The sequence below is a fragment of the Pseudomonas sp. JV449 genome (assembly GCF_032424295.1).
In the GTDB taxonomy this organism is placed as follows: domain Bacteria; phylum Pseudomonadota; class Gammaproteobacteria; order Pseudomonadales; family Pseudomonadaceae; genus Aquipseudomonas; species Aquipseudomonas marginalis.
Genome location: NZ_VYKD01000025.1, coordinates 134,780 through 151,123, shown reverse-complemented (window position 1 = coordinate 151,123; position 16,344 = coordinate 134,780). Strand labels below are relative to the sequence as shown.

15 protein-coding genes and 1 riboswitch are annotated in these 16,344 nt (G+C 61.1%); of the genes, 10 read left to right on the top strand and 5 right to left on the bottom strand.

Annotated features, from left to right (window positions below; genetic code table 11):
• Positions 1-530 precede the first annotated feature (530 nt).
• The 5 genes from cysM (at position 531) to F6S08_RS22655 (ending at position 6,623) form a co-directional block, all read left to right on the top strand.
• Positions 531-1,433 (top strand): cysteine synthase CysM, encoded by a 903-nt coding sequence (cysM, locus tag F6S08_RS22675; RefSeq protein WP_015885254.1) that lies wholly within the window; start codon positions 531-533, stop codon positions 1,431-1,433.
• Positions 1,433-2,785: a 23S rRNA (uracil(1939)-C(5))-methyltransferase RlmD gene (rlmD, locus tag F6S08_RS22670; RefSeq protein ID WP_315872371.1), complete on the top strand. Its 1,353-nt coding sequence runs from the start codon at positions 1,433-1,435 to the stop codon at positions 2,783-2,785. Before cysM ends, rlmD begins: the two co-directional genes overlap by 1 nt.
• Positions 2,786-2,908: 123 nt before the next feature.
• Entirely contained in the window at positions 2,909-5,152 is a 2,244-nt protein-coding gene (relA, locus tag F6S08_RS22665) for a GTP diphosphokinase (protein WP_027603791.1), read from the top strand.
• A gap of 66 nt (positions 5,153-5,218) precedes the next feature.
• Positions 5,219-6,052, top strand: coding sequence for a nucleoside triphosphate pyrophosphohydrolase (mazG, locus tag F6S08_RS22660; protein WP_315872370.1), 834 nt, complete (start codon positions 5,219-5,221; stop codon positions 6,050-6,052).
• Positions 6,053-6,077: 25 nt separating this feature from the next.
• Positions 6,078-6,623, top strand: a complete 546-nt coding sequence (locus F6S08_RS22655; protein WP_010208656.1) for a DUF2058 domain-containing protein — start codon at positions 6,078-6,080, stop codon at positions 6,621-6,623.
• Positions 6,624-6,774: 151 nt separating this feature from the next.
• Here the strand turns inward: F6S08_RS22655 and F6S08_RS22650 are convergent, their stop codons facing one another.
• The 4 genes from F6S08_RS22650 to purM form a co-directional block, all read right to left on the bottom strand.
• Positions 6,775-6,963 carry a hypothetical protein gene (locus tag F6S08_RS22650; protein WP_065924914.1) on the bottom strand — a complete coding sequence of 63 codons (189 nt, stop codon included), beginning with the start codon at positions 6,961-6,963 and terminating at the stop codon, positions 6,775-6,777.
• Positions 6,964-7,169: 206 nt separating this feature from the next.
• Positions 7,170-7,883, bottom strand: coding sequence for a DUF3108 domain-containing protein (locus tag F6S08_RS22645; protein WP_027603794.1), 714 nt, complete (start codon positions 7,881-7,883; stop codon positions 7,170-7,172).
• Positions 7,884-7,891: 8 nt separating this feature from the next.
• Positions 7,892-8,542 carry a phosphoribosylglycinamide formyltransferase gene (gene purN, locus F6S08_RS22640; protein ID WP_065924915.1) on the bottom strand — a complete coding sequence of 217 codons (651 nt, stop codon included), beginning with the start codon at positions 8,540-8,542 and terminating at the stop codon, positions 7,892-7,894.
• Positions 8,542-9,600 carry a phosphoribosylformylglycinamidine cyclo-ligase gene (purM, locus tag F6S08_RS22635; RefSeq protein ID WP_014719398.1) on the bottom strand — a complete coding sequence of 353 codons (1,059 nt, stop codon included), beginning with the start codon at positions 9,598-9,600 and terminating at the stop codon, positions 8,542-8,544. Before purM ends, purN begins: the two co-directional genes overlap by 1 nt.
• Before the next feature lie 357 nt (positions 9,601-9,957).
• Between purM and F6S08_RS22630 the strand changes: the two genes are divergently transcribed.
• The 5 genes from F6S08_RS22630 (at position 9,958) to F6S08_RS22610 (ending at position 14,542) form a co-directional block, all read left to right on the top strand.
• Entirely contained in the window at positions 9,958-10,998 is a 1,041-nt protein-coding gene (locus F6S08_RS22630; RefSeq protein ID WP_065946847.1) for a DUF2066 domain-containing protein, read from the top strand.
• Between the two features lie 42 nt (positions 10,999-11,040).
• On the top strand, positions 11,041-12,114 hold the full coding sequence (locus tag F6S08_RS22625; protein ID WP_065940599.1) for an AI-2E family transporter: 1,074 nt from the start codon (positions 11,041-11,043) through the stop codon (positions 12,112-12,114).
• Positions 12,115-12,317: 203 nt separating this feature from the next.
• The gene (hda, locus tag F6S08_RS22620) at positions 12,318-13,022 is read left to right on the top strand and encodes a DnaA regulatory inactivator Hda (RefSeq protein ID WP_027603798.1); all 705 of its coding nucleotides are present in this window, start codon (positions 12,318-12,320) and stop codon (positions 13,020-13,022) included.
• Between the two features lie 209 nt (positions 13,023-13,231).
• Positions 13,232-13,861 (top strand): C40 family peptidase, encoded by a 630-nt coding sequence (locus tag F6S08_RS22615; RefSeq protein ID WP_027603799.1) that lies wholly within the window; start codon positions 13,232-13,234, stop codon positions 13,859-13,861.
• 144 nt (positions 13,862-14,005) lie between these two features.
• Positions 14,006-14,542 (top strand): C40 family peptidase, encoded by a 537-nt coding sequence (locus F6S08_RS22610; protein WP_027603800.1) that lies wholly within the window; start codon positions 14,006-14,008, stop codon positions 14,540-14,542.
• Positions 14,543-14,623: 81 nt separating this feature from the next.
• Here the strand turns inward: F6S08_RS22610 and F6S08_RS22605 are convergent, their stop codons facing one another.
• On the bottom strand, positions 14,624-15,937 hold the full coding sequence (locus tag F6S08_RS22605) for a sorbosone dehydrogenase family protein (protein WP_315872369.1): 1,314 nt from the start codon (positions 15,935-15,937) through the stop codon (positions 14,624-14,626).
• Between the two features lie 99 nt (positions 15,938-16,036).
• Positions 16,037-16,294: riboswitch (cobalamin riboswitch) on the top strand.
• Positions 16,295-16,344 lie beyond the last annotated feature (50 nt).

Here is a 16,344-nt window from a genome sequence, read left to right as displayed (position 1 = left end):
CGGCCAGCGTGTTTGACGGGGCGATTTGAGATCAAGAGCCAAAGCGCGGCGGCCTTAGAGCCGACCGGAGTTGGGTCTGGTGTACTGGGTTAAAAATGTGGGAGGGGGCTTGCCCCCGATGAGCATGGGTATCTACACAACTTCCAGTGAATACGGAATCTATGGCAATTAGGCTTCTGTGGTGAGCGGGCTTGTCGAATCGTCGCACCGCCCGCGCTGGGCTGCGAAGCGGCCCCAATAAGGTCACCGCAGAGTGCCAGAATCAATCGAGGTGAAGGTTTTGGGGCTGCTTCGCAGCCCAGCGCGGGCGGTGCGACGATTCGACAAGCCCGCTCACCACAGAAGCCTAATTGCCATAGATTCCGTATTCACTGGAAGTTGTGTAGATACCCATGCCCCGATGGCGCCCGCCCAGCCAGCACCTCCCTCGCTTATTCCTTTAAGCCATAAGCACCACACTTTGCGTGATATGGCCCGCGGACCTTTCCCGGTATGATGTTCGCCCCCGCAGTCTGGATTGCGAATACGCCATGACCTTGCAGTACCCTACAATCGCCGATTGCGTCGGCAACACGCCCCTGGTCCGCTTGCAACGCATGGCGGGTGAAACCAGCAATACCCTGTTGCTCAAGCTCGAAGGCAACAACCCGGCCGGCTCGGTAAAAGACCGCCCGGCGCTGTCGATGATCACCCGCGCGGAACTGCGCGGGCAGATCAAGCCCGGCGACACCCTGATCGAAGCCACCTCGGGTAATACCGGGATCGCCCTGGCCATGGCCGCCGCGATCAAGGGCTACAAGATGGTGCTGATCATGCCCGACAACGGCAGCGCCGAGCGCAAGGCGGCGATGACCGCCTATGGCGCCGAGTTGGTGCTGGTCACCCAGGAAGAAGGCATGGAAGGCGCCCGCGACCTCGCCGAGCGCATGGCCGCCGAAGGCCGTGGCCAGGTGCTGGACCAGTTCGCCAATGGGGACAACCCCGAAGCGCACTACACCACCACCGGTCCGGAAATCTGGCGCCAGACCCAGGGCACCATCACCCATTTCGTCAGTTCCATGGGCACCACCGGCACCATCATGGGCAACTCGCGCTACCTCAAGGAGCAGAACCCGGCGATCCAGATCGTCGGCCTGCAACCAATGGAAGGCGCGGCGATCCCAGGCATTCGTCGTTGGCCCGAAGAGTATTTGCCGAAGATCTACAACGCGACGCGCGTGGACCGCATCATCGACATGGCCCAGCGTGAAGCCGAAGACACCACCCGCCGCCTGGCGCGTGAAGAAGGCATCTTCTGCGGCGTGTCGTCCGGCGGCGCCGTGGCGGGTATGTTGCGCTTGTCCAAGGAAGTGGAAAACGCGGTGATCGTCGCGATCATCTGTGACCGAGGCGACCGTTACCTGTCGACCGGCATTTTCGACGAACCCAACTGATGGCCAAGCACGAGAGAGGCCTGCGCTTCCAACCGACGGGCGGCAGCCGGGCCCCACAGATTCCCGTGGGCAAGAAGCAACGCCTGACCATCGAGCGCCTGGCCAACGACGGCCGCGGCATCGTGTTCTTTGAAGGCCGCACCTGGTTTGTCAACGGTGCGCTGGCCGGCGAAGAGGTTGAAGCGCGAGTGTTGGGCACCCACGGCAAGGTGGTCGAGGCCCGCACCGAGCGTGTGTTCACGGCCAGTGAACTGCGCCGTCCGGCACCGTGCGCGCACTTCGGTCGCTGTGGCGGTTGCAGCGTGCAGCACTTGCCCCATGCCGAACAACTTGCCCTGAAACAGCGCATGCTCGCCGAGCAACTGTCCCGCGTGGCCGGTGTCGAACCGCAGGAGTGGGCCGCTCCATTGAGTGGGCCGGAATTCGCTTACCGGCGCCGCGCCCGGGTGGCGGTGCGTTGGGATGCCAAGGCGAAGAAGCTCGAGGTGGGTTTCCGCGCCGTGGCCAGCCAGGACATCGTCGCCATTGATGATTGCCCGGTGCTGGTACAGGCCTTGCAACCGACCATGCAGCGCCTGCCGAACATGCTGCGCCGCCTGAGCAAACCTCAGGCCCTGGGGCATGTGGAGTTGTTCAGTGGTTCGTCCGTCGCCGTGTTGCTGCGGCATATGGCGCCGTTGTCGGGGGCGGACCTGCTGATCCTGAAAGAATTCTGCAGCTTCCATGACGCCCAGCTGTGGCTGCATGGTGAAGGTCAGCCGGAACCGATTGAGCCCGATCAGTCACTAGGGTTTCGATTGGACCCATGGGACTTGGAGTTGGCGTACCGACCGGGGGATTTTGTCCAGGTCAACGCCGGGGTCAACGAGGCGATGGTTGCCCAGGCCCTGGACTGGCTGGCGCCGCAACCTGCTGAGCGGGTGCTGGACCTGTTCTGCGGCCTGGGCAACTTTGCCCTGCCGCTGGCGAAACAGGTGTGCGAAGTGGTGGCGGTGGAAGGTGTGCAGACCATGGTGGACCGGGCTGCACGGAACGCCATCAGCAACAATTTGCATAATGCGCAGTTTTTTCAGGCCGATTTGTCCCAGCCTTTGAATGACGTGGAATGGGCCAAACAGGGCTTTTCTGCGGTACTCTTGGACCCACCCCGCGATGGTGCCCTGGAGGTTGTGCGCAAGCTCGCCACCCTGGGGGCCAGGCGCCTGGTGTATGTGTCCTGCAACCCGGCGACGCTGGCGCGGGACACGGTTGAGCTGGTCAAGCAAGGCTACCGGCTAAAACGTGCCGGGATCCTCGACATGTTTCCGCAGACAGCGCATGTCGAGGCCATGGCGTTATTTGAAGCGGGCTAGGATGCCCGTTTAATCCGACTGGCCTGCGTTCTCCAAGGCCTATGATCTGCCGCGGAGCTCGCAGTAAAAAGGTCGGCGATGATTTTGGCGCATCCAAGGTGCGTCATAGGGAAGGTAAGCAAGATGGTACAGGTGAGAGCACACCAGCCGATCAACACCGACGGCAGTATCAATCTCGAGGCATGGCTGGATCATGCCATCAGTGTCGACCCGGCACTGGACCGTGAAGCCTTGAAAGCAGCCTGCGAGTTCGCTCGTGAGTCTGAGCAACAAGACAATGCAGCGAAGAACCTGTGGGCCGAAGGCACTTCCAGCTTTCGCACCGGGTTGGAAATCGCCGAGATCCTTGCCGATCTCAAGCTGGACCAGGACTCGCTGATCGCCGCCGTGCTCTATCGCGGCGTGCGCGAAGGGCACATCCAGTTGCCGACCGTCAGCCAGCGTTTTGGCGCGGTGGTGGCCAAGCTGATCGACGGCGTGCTGCGCATGGCCGCCATCAGCGCCAGCCTCAGCCCGCGCCAGTCCATGGTGCTGGGCACCCAGGGTCAGGTGGAAAACCTGCGCAAGATGCTGGTGGCGATGGTCGACGACGTGCGTGTCGCCCTGATCAAGCTGGCCGAACGCACCTGCGCAATCCGTGCGGTGAAGACCGCGGACGACGAAAAGCGCAACCGCGTTGCCCGCGAAGTCTTCGACATCTACGCGCCCCTGGCCCACCGCCTGGGTATCGGCCATATCAAGTGGGAGCTGGAGGACTTGTCCTTCCGCTACCTCGAACCTGATCAATACAAACAGATCGCCACGCTGCTGCACGAGCGGCGGCTCGACCGTGAGCGCTTTATCAGCGACGTGATGGGCCAGTTGCGCGCCGAGCTGCAGGCCACCGGGGTCGATGCCGACATCAGCGGCCGCGCCAAACACATCTACTCGATCTGGCGCAAAATGCAGCGCAAGGGCCTGGCCTTCAGCCAGATCTACGATGTGCGTGCGGTGCGCGTGCTGGTGCCGGAAATGCGCGACTGCTACACCGCGCTGGGTATCGTCCATACGCTGTGGCGGCACATTCCCAAGGAGTTCGACGACTACATCGCCAACCCCAAGGAAAATGGCTATCGCTCGCTGCATACCGCGGTGATCGGCCCCGAGGGCAAGGTGCTGGAAGTGCAGATCCGCACCCACGCCATGCACGAAGAGGCAGAACTGGGCGTGTGCGCGCACTGGCGCTACAAGGGCACCGACGTGAAGGCCGGGTCCAACCAGTACGAGGAGAAAATCTCCTGGCTGCGCCAAGTGCTGGAATGGCACGAAGAACTCGGCGACATCGGCGGCCTGGCCGAACAGTTGCGCGTGGATATCGAGCCGGACCGGGTCTACATCTTCACCCCCGACGGCCATGCCATCGACTTGCCCAAGGGCGCCACGCCGCTGGACTTCGCCTACCGCGTGCACACCGAGATCGGCCATAACTGCCGAGGTGCCAAGATCAACGGGCGCATCGTACCGCTCAACTACAGCCTGCAAACCGGCGAGCAGGTCGAGATCATCACCAGCAAGCACGGCACGCCGAGCCGCGACTGGCTGAACCCGAACCTGGGCTACATCACCACATCGCGGGCGCGGGCGAAGATCGTCCATTGGTTCAAGCTGCAGGCGCGCGACCAGAACGTCGCCGCCGGCAAGACCCTGCTCGAACGCGAGCTGGGCCGCCTGGGCCTGCCCCAGGTGGACTTCGACAAGCTGGCCGAAAAGGCCAACATGAAGATCGCCGAAGACATGTTCGCCGCCCTCGGTGCCGGCGACCTGCGCCTGGCGCAACTGGTCAACCTGGCCCAGCAACTGGTCGAGCCGGAGCGCGGCAACGAACAACTGGAGCTGATCCCACGCAAGGCCACCGGCTACAAGCCCGGCAAGCGCGGCGATATCCAGATCCAGGGCGTCGGCAACCTGCTGACGCAAATCGCCGGCTGCTGCCAGCCGTTGCCGGGGGATGCCATCGTCGGCTACATCACCCAAGGCCGTGGCGTAAGCATTCACCGCCAGGACTGCGCCTCGGTGCTGCAACTGGGCGGGCGCGAGCCGGAGCGGATTATCCAGGTCAGCTGGGGTCCGGTGCCGGTGCTCACCTACCCGGTGGACATCATCATCCGTGCCTACGACCGTTCCGGCCTGCTGCGCGACGTCTCGCAAGTGCTGCTCAATGAGCGCATCAACGTGCTGGCGGTCAACACCCGCTCGAATAAAGAGGACAACACCGCGTTGATGTCCCTGACCATCGAGATTCCGGGGTTGGACGCGCTGGGGCGGCTGCTGGGGCGGATTTCCCAGTTGCCGAACATCATTGAGACGCGGCGCAACCGTACCCCATGATTCGCAGAATGAATGCAGGCTAAATGTGGGAGGGGGCTTGCTCCCACACTGATCGGACACAGAAAGATGTATTCACTTGAAGACCTGCTGCACCTGATGAACCGCCTGCGGGACCCGCAATACGGGTGCCCGTGGGACATCAAGCAAACCTACGCGACCATTGTCCCGCACACCCTGGAAGAGGCCTACGAAGTGGCCGACGCCATCGAACGCGGCGACTTTGATCATCTGCAGGGTGAGTTGGGCGACCTGTTGTTCCAAGTGGTGTATTACAGCCAGCTGGCGCGGGAAGAGGGGCGTTTCGAATTTGCCGGGGTGATCGACAGCATCACCCGCAAACTGATTCGCCGCCATCCCCATGTGTTCCCGACCGGCGATCTGTATGCGCCGCTGGATATTCCTCAACTGAGTGAAGAACAGGTCAAGGAACGTTGGGAGCAGATCAAGGCCGAGGAGCGTGCGGAAAAATCCGACGCGCCGGAGCAGCTGTCCCTGCTGGACGATGTGCCCAGCGCCTTGCCGTCCCTGTCCCGGGCCGCCAAATTGCAGAAGCGCGCCAGCCAGGTCGGCTTCGACTGGCCATCGGCGTTGCCGGTGGTGGATAACGTGCGCGAAGAGCTGGCCGAAGTGCTCGAAGCCATGGCCGACAACGACCCGGAGGCCATCGCCGATGAAGTCGGTGACCTGCTGTTCGCGGCGGTCAACCTGGCCCGTCACCTCAAGGTCGACCCGGAAACCGCGCTGCGTGGCGCCAATGCCAAGTTCGAGCGACGCTTCCGATTTATCGAACAGGCATTGCGCGACACCCACCAACCCATAGAAGATTGCACCCTCGAAGAGTTGGACGCCCTGTGGGGCGAAGCCAAACGTCAGGAAAAGAACGTGTCCAGCTGCGGTTGAGCAGTTGCCTAAGTGAGTAAGCACCATGAGCCTTTCCCTTCGCGACCAGTTGCTCAAAGCAGGTCTGGTCAACCAAAAGCAGGCCAAGCAGGTCGGCAAAGAGAAACAGAAGCAGCAGCGCCTGGTCCACAAGGGCCAGATCGAGGCCGATGACACCCAGGCGCGCCTGGCCGCCGAAGCGCAGGCCGAGAAGGTCAAGCGTGACCAGGAGCTGAACCGCCAGCAACAGGAAAAAGCCGAGGCCAAGGCCCGTACGGCCCAGGTCAAGCAACTGATCGAGACCTCGCGCCTGCCTAAGCTCACGACCGAGGACTACTACAACTTCGTGGATGACAAGAAGGTCAAGCGCCTGTCGGTCAACACGTTGATGCGCAACAAGCTGAGCAACGGCTCCCTGGCCATCGTGCATCACGGTGGCGGCTACGAGGTGATCCCCCGTGAAGCCGCGCTGAAGATCCAGGAGCGCGCCCCGGAACGTATCGTGCAGCTAAATATCCTCACCGAAAGCCAGGTGCCGGATGAGGATGATCCGTACGCGGCCTACCAGATCCCGGATGATTTGATGTGGTAAGGCTGTAGCTACGAATTGTGGTGAGCAGGCTTGCCCTGCGTTGGGCTGCGAAGCAGCCCCAGAACACACAAACCCCGCTCAAAAGGCGGGGTTTGTGTTTTATAGGCCCCCCAGCTGCGTGGGGCTGGGGGGCCTACAGGATTTTGAAGTTTCAGGAGCTTTGCGCCTGGCGTTTCATCTCAAGGGCTTCGAGCTCGTTTTTATAATTATGAGCGTCGCTCTCGTTGTGAAACATGCCGACCAGCAGGTCTTGTTGGTGGACATCCCAGATGTGAATCCCATGGCCCAGCGCTTCGTGGGACATATGTTCGTCGTCGCGTTCAGTTACTTTTACAGTCATCTGCTTGCTCCAATTTCTGGTGGGTATGCGGCAAGTCGTCGCAGGTCTTTTTATACGGTTTGTTAGCTTGCTAAGTAAACCGCTTTAGAGGTTTATGACAGAAGTTTCATGTTGGGCTCCCGATGACGGCAGACACTTGAACCCAAAACCCCCAGACGAAAAAAAGCCCCGCATTCAGCGAGGCTCTTCTCAGCTCATCAATCCAATCAGCTGCCCTTGATGGCTTTGCCGTCAACGGTACCGTCTTGCAACATGATGTTGTATTCCTTGCCGTCGGTTTCCACCTGACGCAGGGCTACCAGGATGCCACCCAGGTCCTTGGCGAACCACATCTGGGTGATGCGCTTGCTTTGAGTCGGGTCGCGTACGCGCTCGACCTTGATCGCGTCAATGCTGCCGACCTTGGTCTGGACCTTTTCCGGGCCGATCACACGGAAGTCGTAGGTGTCGACGTCGGTGCCTTCAACCACGTTGTAGCTCATGCTTTTCTTGCCGGCTGCCACGTCGCGCTGCAAGGCCAACTGGTAGGTCGACTTGTCGAGCATGCCGCTTTGCAGGGGCACATTGACCGGGTCTTTGTTTTCAAAACCCGTGACTTTCTTGGTCGACGGGTCGAAGTCCAGGTTGATCTTCTTGGTCTTGCCCAGGCCGCCGCGTTCGAAGGCGTAGCTCTTCGGTTGCAGGGTGTCCTTGTCGAACAGGATCACACTGGTTTCGGTCAGGCTGGCGATCATCATGGAAGCCTTGAAGTTCAAGGTCCAGGTGCCGTCACCGTTCTTGGTCAGGCTGCGTTCTGCCGAACCACTCATGGGCAACTGTTTCCAGTCGGCGGTGTAGCTGGCGGAGAACGGGTGTAGATCTGCCGCTTGCACGGCAGGCAAGGCGAACAGCGCAAAAGCGAAGAGCAAGGCGCGACGCATAAAATCTCCTAGGTTCGAATCAAGTGGCCGCTGGCCGCAAGTAACTGACCGTCCAATAATGCACCCTGGTCACCAAGAATCAACCGCCCCTCGGCAAACCAGCGCACAGCCAGCGGGTAAATCCTGTGTTCCTGGGTATGAACCCGTTGCGCAAGGGTCTGCGCCGAGTCGTCAGACTCTACCGGAACCACTGCCTGTACGACCAGAGGCCCGCCATCGAGTTCCTCGGTGACGAAGTGCACGCTGCAGCCATGCTCGCTGTCACCGGCATCCAGGGCGCGTTGGTGCGTGTGCATGCCTTTGTACTTGGGCAGCAGGGAAGGGTGGATATTCAGCAGGCGCCCTTCGTAGTGCCGCACGAAGCCAGGGCTGAGAATGCGCATGAAACCGGCCAGTACCACGAGTTGGGGGTTGAAGGCGTCGATCAGTTCGACCAAGGCGCTGTCGAAGGCCTCGCGGCCTTCGAAAGCCTTGTGATCCAGCGAGCGGGTTTCGATACCCGCGTCCCTGGCGCGTTGCAGGCCGTAGGCGTCGCTGCGGTTGGAGATCACCGCAGCGATGCGCACCGGGCTGTCGCCGGTGCGCGTGCTGTCGATCAGGGCCTGCAAGTTACTGCCAGTGCCGGAAAGCAGCACCACGACATCACAGGTCCGAGGCATCAGTGAGCCTTGAGGTTCTTCAGTTCAACCTGAGCCGCGCCTTCGGCAGCGGTGGCGATCTGGCCGATGACCCAAGGCTGCTCGCCGGCTTCACGCAATACGTTCAGCGCGGTTTCAACGTGTTCCTGCGCCACGCAGATCACCATGCCCACGCCGCAGTTCAGCACGCGGTGCATTTCGGTTTCATTGACGTTGCCTTTTTCCTGCAGCCAGTCGAATACCGCAGGACGCTGCCAGCTGGCCACGTCGACGATCGCCTGGGCGCCTTTTGGCAGTACGCGCGGGATGTTGTCCAGCAGGCCGCCGCCGGTGATGTGGGCCATGGCCTTGACCGCGCCGGTGTCCTTGATCAGCTTGAGCAGTGGCTTGACGTAGATGCGGGTCGGGGCCATCAGCAGGTCGGTCAGCGGCTTGCCGTCGAGCTGGATGTTCTCGATGTCGGCACCGGACACTTCGATGATCTTGCGGATCAGCGAGTAGCCGTTGGAGTGCGGGCCGGAGGATGGCAGGGCGAGCAGGGCGTCGCCGGCAGCCACTTTGGAGCCGTCGATGATCTCGGCTTTTTCCACCACGCCGACGCAGAAGCCGGCCAGGTCGTAGTCTTCGCCTTCGTACATGCCTGGCATTTCAGCGGTTTCGCCGCCGACCAGGGAGCAACCCGACAGTTCGCAGCCGGCGCCGATGCCGGTCACCACCTGGGTGGCGGTCTCGACGTTCAGCTTGCCGGTGGCATAGTAGTCGAGGAAGAACAACGGCTCGGCACCGCATACCACCAGGTCGTTGACGCACATGGCCACCAGGTCGATGCCGATGCTGTCGTGCTTGTTCAGGTTCAGTGCCAGGCGCAGCTTGGTGCCCACACCGTCGGTACCGGAAACCAATACAGGCTGCTTGTAGCCGGCCGGGATCTCGCAGAGGGCGCCAAAACCGCCCAGGCCGCCCATGACTTCGGGGCGCGCAGTGCGCTTGGCAACGCTCTTGATGCGTTCGACCAATGCTTCACCGGCGTCGATGTCTACACCGGCGTCCTTGTAGCTCAGGGAGGGTTGCTTGCTCATGATCCAGGCCTTTAGGGGGGATTCAGGGGTAACGACCGAGCGGGCGGGCACTTTTGGTAAAAGGCCCAGCCGTTGACGGTCTGCGAAGGCGCGCGATTTTATCAGGCTTGAGGGGCAGCGGCCATCCTCGGGCCGACGGGCAGGGCAGATAGATTTAAAAAAGCAGGTTAAAAAAATGCTGATCGGGTCTGTTCAGGCACGTATTAAGGTATAGCCTTTAAACCGCTGTCGTTAATGACATGGCGAAAACTTACCAGGACCCCGTGAATGTTTTAGTTGTCGCTGTGGTCACAGCCTGGCTATACCGATTTCACGCGGTCTGTTCCAGCCGCTAAATTTGTCGTTCGGGAATCTTCCATGCGTCTGTGTAATGTCTTTTTTGTAGGCTGCTTGTCGTTGATCAGCCTGGCGAGTCATGCCGAAACCCTCAATGGCCTGTACCAGGTACTCGAACCCGTCAGCAGCCAATCGCCGCAAGAGCGCGACCAGGCGACCCAGCGCGCGGTGGAGACCCTGGTGATCCGCCTCACCGGCGACGCCAAGGCTGCGCAAGGCCCGGGCCTGGCGGCGATTCGCAAGGATCCGCAGCAAATCATCACTCAATACGGTTACGACGCCGGCCCGCCCGAGAGCCTGCAAGTGGACTTCGACCCGGTCAGCACTGATCGCGCCTTGCGTGACGCCGGCCTGTCGATCTGGGGCAGCAATCGGCCATCAATCCTCGGCTGGTGGCTGAACGACTCCACCGAAGGCAGCAGCCTGGTCGGCGATGGCCAGGCCGCTGCCCAGGCGCTGCGCCGTGCGGCACAGCACCGCGGCTTGCCATTGCGCCTGCCCCTGGGGGACCTGGATGAACAGGTGGTCGCCACCGCGCCGAATCTTGAAAACGCCGATGCCACGCCGTTGCGCGCCGCGTCCGAGCGCTACGGTGCCGACGCCTTGCTGGCCGTGCATGCACGCCAGGAAGGCAATCAATGGCAGGCCAAATGGCGCCTGTGGCTGGGTGACAAGAGCGAGCAGGGCGCCGCGCAAGGCGCCGACACGGGCGCGCTGGCCGATGCAGTCATGCTGGCGGTCAGCCAAAAACTGGCGCCGCGCTTTGCGGTCAAGCCCGGTGTGAGTACCGAGCAACTGCTGGAAGTGCAGGGCATGAACCTGGAGCGGTACGCGGCCCTGGGGCATCTGCTTGAGCCGTTTGGCGGTCAGCCGCAATGGGTGGATGGCAATCGTATTGTGTATCGGGTCAACGGCAGCGCCGATCAGTTGCGTACCCAGTTGAGCCTGGCCAAGTTGCAGGAAGTGCCTGCCGGTGAGGCCCCGGCGCAGCAGCCTGCGGTCGATGGCACACAACCGGCAGCGGCACCTGCGCCCCAGGCGCAACTGCATTTTCGTTGGTAAAAGTTCTTCCTATATAGATAGAAGCAAATAATGGAGTGGTTTATGGCGGATACGCGTCGTTGGGTGTGGCTTGGCGGGATCGTCCTGCTGTGCGTTTTTGTGTTCCTGCTGCATTCGATCCTGACGCCGTTCCTGGTTGCGTTGCTGCTCGCCTATCTGTTCGATCCTGTGGTGGATCGCCTGGAAAAAGCCGGTCTGTCGCGGACCTTGGGCGTGGTTGCGGTGTTTGCGTTGTTCACATTGATCATCACCGCGCTGGTGCTGGTGCTGGTGCCGATGCTGGCCAAGCAACTGTTTCGTCTCTATGAGCTGGCGCCGCAGATGCTCGACTGGCTGCAGCACACGGCGATGCCGTGGGCCCAGGCCAAGTTGGGCCTGTCGGATGGCTTCTGGAAGTTCGACAAGGTCAAGGCGGCGATCAGCGAGCACATGGGCCAGACCACCGATATTGTGGGGGTGATCCTCAGCCAGGCGACCGCCTCCAGCCTGGCGCTGATCGGCTGGTTGACCAACCTGGTGCTGATCCCGGTGGTGGCGTTCTACCTGCTGCGCGATTGGGACATCATGATGGCCAAGATCCGCAGCCTGCTGCCCCGCAACCGTGAAGAGCGCATCGTGGCCCTGGCCGGCGAGTGCCATGAGGTGCTTGGCGCCTTTGTGCGTGGGCAGTTGCTGGTGATGCTGGCACTGGGGATCATCTACGCGGCGGGCTTGATGGCCATCGGCCTGGAGCTGGGCCTGTTGATCGGCCTGATCGCCGGCCTCGCCGCTATCGTGCCGTATATGGGCTTTGTGATCGGTATCGGTGCGGCGTTGGTGGCTGGCCTGTTCCAGTTTGGCGGCGACCTGTACCCGATGCTGGGGATTGTCGCGGTGTTCATGGTCGGCCAGGCCTTGGAAGGCATGGTGCTCACGCCGTTGCTGGTGGGGGACCGGATTGGCCTGCACCCGGTGGCAGTGATCTTTGCGATCCTGGCGGGCGGCGAGCTGTTCGGTTTTACCGGCATTCTGCTGGCACTGCCGGTGGCGGCGGTGATCATGGTGCTGGTGCGTCATGTGCACGATCTGTACAAGGATTCCGACGCCTATACGGGGGTCGAAGACCCCGACCTGTAACCGCTGCGTCATAAACCCGGCTTCGGCCGGGTTTGTTGTTTATGGGGCTATGGCGTCAAACAATCCGCTTAAAACCGGCAAGTTAACGCAAACCTTTGATTTTGCTTGTGGTCTGCTGCATTGTGCGCCCGGCGTCACGGGTATAAACTTTGCAAACTTTACACAGAGGCCACTAACGGTTCGATGGGAGCCGTTCAGTCAGCATGAAACCGATTCAGCTGCCCTTAGGTGTGCGTCTGCGTGATGACGCTACCTTTATCAATTACTACCCAGGCGCCAATGCCGCTGCACTCGGCTATGTCGAGCGGCTCTGCGAAGCCGACGCCGGGTGGACCGAAAGCCTGATCTATCTGTGGGGTAAACACGGCGTAGGGCGTACCCACCTGTTGCAGGCCGCTTGCCTGCGTTTCGAGCAGATGGGCGAGCCGGCGGTTTACCTGCCCCTGGCCGAGTTGATGGATCGCGGCATCGGGATCTTCGACAACCTTGAGCAATACGAACTGGTGTGCCTGGACGATCTGCAGGCAGTGGCCGGCAAGGCGGATTGGGAAGAGGCGCTGTTCCATCTGTTCAACCGCCTGCGTGACAGCGGCCGGCGCTTGTTGATTGCGGCCTCCACCTCGCCACGGGAGTTGCCGGTGAAGCTGGCCGACCTCAAGTCGCGCCTGACCCTGGCGCTGATCTTCCAGATGCGCCCACTCTCCGACGAAGACAAACTGCGTGCCCTGCAATTGCGTGCATCCCGTCGCGGCCTGCACCTCACCGATGAAGTCGGGCACTTTATCCTCACCCGTGGCACCCGCAGCATGAGCGCGTTGTTCGATTTGCTCGAGCAGCTCGATCAGGCCTCCTTGCAGGCTCAACGAAAATTGACGATCCCTTTTCTCAAGGAAACGTTGGGCTGGTAACTGGTTGAATCTACGGGGTTCGGCAATTTCCAGGCGCCAGAAACCCTGCGTTTAAGCCACGTTGGCTACGCATGTGAACCGATAAATGGAATTACGGCTTAGATGTCATAGTCCAATCGCGAAGTCACATAGATCACGATTGAATTTGCAAATCGATGTGATAGAAGGCATAGTCTCGACTTCTTTACATACCAGCCACGGTCGTGCCCATGCTAAATCGCTTCGCACCCCTCGTGCCCCTCGCACTCGTTACCCTGTTGTTTGGTTGCGCCTCCCACCCTCAACAGGTGGTTGAGCAGCAAAAACCTCAACAACAGTCCCAGGCAAAATTCGTTGCTGCACAGTCTGCTTCTGTCTATGAAGAAGAGGTGGCAACCGAAAAGGAACTGGCCGATTTTTCCGGCAACAAGCCTTACCAGCTTCCAGTCCTGGCCGACAGCATCCTCGAACGCGGCATGTCCCTGATCGGTACCCGTTACCGTTTCGGCGGTACTTCTGAAGCCGGTTTCGACTGCAGCGGTTTCATCGGCTACCTGTTTCGTGAAGAAGCTGGCATGAACCTGCCACGCTCCACTCGCGAAATGATCAACGTGAAAGCACCGTTGGTCGCGCGCAACAACCTCAAGCCCGGTGATCTGCTTTTCTTCAGTACTGCAGGTCGTGGTCGCGTCAGCCATGCCGGTATCTACCTGGGCGATAACCAGTTTATCCACTCCAGCAGCCGTCGCAGTGGCGGTGTTCGAGTCGACAGCCTGGGTGACAGCTACTGGAGCAAAACCTTCATCGAAGCCAAGCGCGCACTCGCCATGGCCCCGACTACGGTTACCGCCAGTAAGTAAACTTAAAGTGATACTTGAAGTTTGACGTGTAAGCGCTAGAATCCCTGGACATTGTTGTAATCCGTTCGCGCGAGCTTTGCTTGCGCGTTCTGGTTTTCAGCGTTCGGCAGCGATAGCCGCATCCAGACCAGGATTGTTCTGCACATGTCGACCTCAGCCCGCCTGCTCCTTATTCTCTGCGCCGCGCTTATCAGCGCCTGCGCCAGCCGGCCGCCACCCGCTCCCGTTGCGGTCAAGCCCAAGCCGGTATTCAACTATTCCACCCAGAATTTCTCGCCTGCGGCCGAAGACGTACTCTTTCGTGCACTGGGCCTGGTCGGCACGCCTTACCGTTGGGGCGGCAACACGCCGGACTCGGGTTTCGATTGCAGTGGCCTGATCGGCTTCGTCTTCCGCGACGCCGCCGGCATCTCCCTGCCGCGCACCACTCGCGAACTGATCGTGATGCGCGCCCAGGATGTCAGCGAGCAGAACCTGCAGACCGGCGACCTGCTGTTCTTCGCCACCGGTGGCGGCTCCCAGGTCAGCCACGCCGGGATTTACGTGGGCGAAGGTCGCTTTGTGCATGCGCCGCAGACCGGCGGTACGGTCAAGCTGGACACCTTGTCCAAGGCGTATTGGCAGAATGCCTATCTGAGCGCCAAGCGTGTGTTGCCAGCAAACCTGGCACGTAATCCCTGAAATCAGCGATAAGCTTCAAGTCGTAAGCTGCAAGAGGGTGCAATGCCACCTTGCAGCTCCACGCTGAAGCTTGCGGCTTCGCTACCTAGTGGCCGACACCCGCCACACCTTATTCCCCACATCATCCGCCACCAGCAAATCCCCTTGCTGATCGATCACCACGCCCACCGGCCGGCCCATGGCGTTCTCATCTTTATCGAGAAACCCGGTCAGCACGTCCACTGGCTGCCCTTTAGGCTGGCCTGCCTCGAACGGCACGAAGATCACCTTGTAGCCACTGTGGGGCTTGCGGTTCCATGAGCCATGCTGGCCGATGAACGCGCCGTTGCTGAACGGCGCCGGGAGTTTGCTGCCCTCGGCGAACGTCAGTCCCAAAGACGCGGTGTGCGGCCCTACCGCATAGTCCGGCACGATTGCCTTGGCCACCAGGTCCAGGTTCTGCGGCGTGACGCGTACATCCACATGCTGGCCGTAATAGCTGAAGGGCCAGCCATAGAACCCGCCATCCTTGACCGAGGTGATGTAGTCGGGCACCAGGTCGCTGCCGATCTCGTCGCGCTCGTTTACCGCTGTCCATAGCTTGCCGCTCTGGGGTTCCCAGGCCATGCCGTTAGGGTTACGCAGGCCGGAAGCGAAGATGCGCTGCTGGCCGCTGGCGCGATCGACTTCCCAGATAGCCGCCCGGCCCTGTTCCGCCTCAAGACCGTTCTCACCGACGTTGCTGTTGGAGCCGACGCTCACGTACAGCTTGCTGCCATCCTTGCTGGCGATCACGTTCTTGGTCCAGTGGTGATTCAGGGGCCCGCCCGGCAGGTCGACCACCTTGGTGCCAGGTGCCTTGATCGCGGTTTCGCCCGCTTGATAGGGAAAACGCAGCAGCTTGTCCGAATCGGCGACGTACAGGTCATTGCCGACCAGTGTCATACCGAAGGGCGAGTTGAGGTTTTCCAGGAACACCGTACGGGTCTCGGCAACCCCATCGTGATCGGCGTCGCGCAGCAGGGTAATGCGATTGGGGCTCGGCACCCCGGCACCGGCGCGGCCCATGACCTTCTCCATGACCCAGCCGCGAATGCCCTTGGAATCATCCGGCTTGGGCGGCGCATTGGTTTCTGCCACCAGCACATCGCCGTTGGGCAATACATACAGCCAGCGCGGGTGATCCAGGCCTTCGGCGAACGCCGCCACTTGGGTGCCGGCCGCCGCCGTTGGCTGCACGCCCTCCGGCCAGCCGATAGCCGGGGCAATGTTCACCGTGGGAATCAGGGTTTTGTTCGGCTCCGGTAGCTGCGGCGACGGCCCGGTGCCGTCGGACACCTGCAGGGTGGAGCTTTCACCGCAGGCCGCGAGGGTGCCGGCGAGCATGATGAGTAGGGCGAGTCTGGTTTTATGCATGGTGTTCTCCTTGATACCTGTAAGGGTAGAGGAGGGCGCTGGTGCGATGGTTCAAGTGCAAGGCCAGCTTTAATTGACGCTCCACCCCCAACCCACTAACCTTCGCGGCTTGTTCCAGGTGCTCTGTGACCCATGGGTCGACCGAGTGAAACAGGGAAGCCGGTGAGCGAGCGCACTTGTACACAGTGCTGCCGCGATTCCGGCGCTGCCCCCGCAACGGTAAATGAGTCAAGACGGTGCCTTTTGCCACTGTATCGCCCGCGATATGGGAAGGCGCGCCGTCGGCGTGTTCGCTCTGTCGATGAGCCAGCGCACCACTCATGAGCCCGGAGACCGGCCTGGATCATCCAACAGCATCACGGTGGGCGATGCTTGGCTGTCTGTTTTTTCCTGCCTGCCGTTTTTGT

Excerpts from the sequence above, each read along its gene's own strand:
- F6S08_RS22645 (WP_027603794.1), bottom strand. The coding sequence starts at position 7,883 with ATGCGTCGCGCCTTGCTCTTCGCTTTTGCGCTGTTCGCCTTGCCTGCC.
- relA (WP_027603791.1), top strand. The coding sequence starts at position 2,909 with ATGGTACAGGTGAGAGCACACCAGCCGATCAACACCGACGGCAGTATC.
- F6S08_RS22610 (WP_027603800.1), top strand. The coding sequence starts at position 14,006 with ATGTCGACCTCAGCCCGCCTGCTCCTTATTCTCTGCGCCGCGCTTATC.
- purM (WP_014719398.1), bottom strand. The coding sequence starts at position 9,600 with ATGAGCAAGCAACCCTCCCTGAGCTACAAGGACGCCGGTGTAGACATC.
- F6S08_RS22625 (WP_065940599.1), top strand. The coding sequence starts at position 11,041 with ATGGCGGATACGCGTCGTTGGGTGTGGCTTGGCGGGATCGTCCTGCTG.
- F6S08_RS22615 (WP_027603799.1), top strand. The coding sequence starts at position 13,232 with ATGCTAAATCGCTTCGCACCCCTCGTGCCCCTCGCACTCGTTACCCTG.
- hda (WP_027603798.1), top strand. The coding sequence starts at position 12,318 with ATGAAACCGATTCAGCTGCCCTTAGGTGTGCGTCTGCGTGATGACGCT.
- cysM (WP_015885254.1), top strand. The coding sequence starts at position 531 with ATGACCTTGCAGTACCCTACAATCGCCGATTGCGTCGGCAACACGCCC.
- F6S08_RS22605 (WP_315872369.1), bottom strand. The coding sequence starts at position 15,937 with ATGCATAAAACCAGACTCGCCCTACTCATCATGCTCGCCGGCACCCTC.
- F6S08_RS22650 (WP_065924914.1), bottom strand. The coding sequence starts at position 6,963 with ATGACTGTAAAAGTAACTGAACGCGACGACGAACATATGTCCCACGAA.
- F6S08_RS22630 (WP_065946847.1), top strand. The coding sequence starts at position 9,958 with ATGCGTCTGTGTAATGTCTTTTTTGTAGGCTGCTTGTCGTTGATCAGC.
- mazG (WP_315872370.1), top strand. The coding sequence starts at position 5,219 with ATGTATTCACTTGAAGACCTGCTGCACCTGATGAACCGCCTGCGGGAC.
- F6S08_RS22655 (WP_010208656.1), top strand. The coding sequence starts at position 6,078 with ATGAGCCTTTCCCTTCGCGACCAGTTGCTCAAAGCAGGTCTGGTCAAC.
- rlmD (WP_315872371.1), top strand. The coding sequence starts at position 1,433 with ATGGCCAAGCACGAGAGAGGCCTGCGCTTCCAACCGACGGGCGGCAGC.
- purN (WP_065924915.1), bottom strand. The coding sequence starts at position 8,542 with ATGCCTCGGACCTGTGATGTCGTGGTGCTGCTTTCCGGCACTGGCAGT.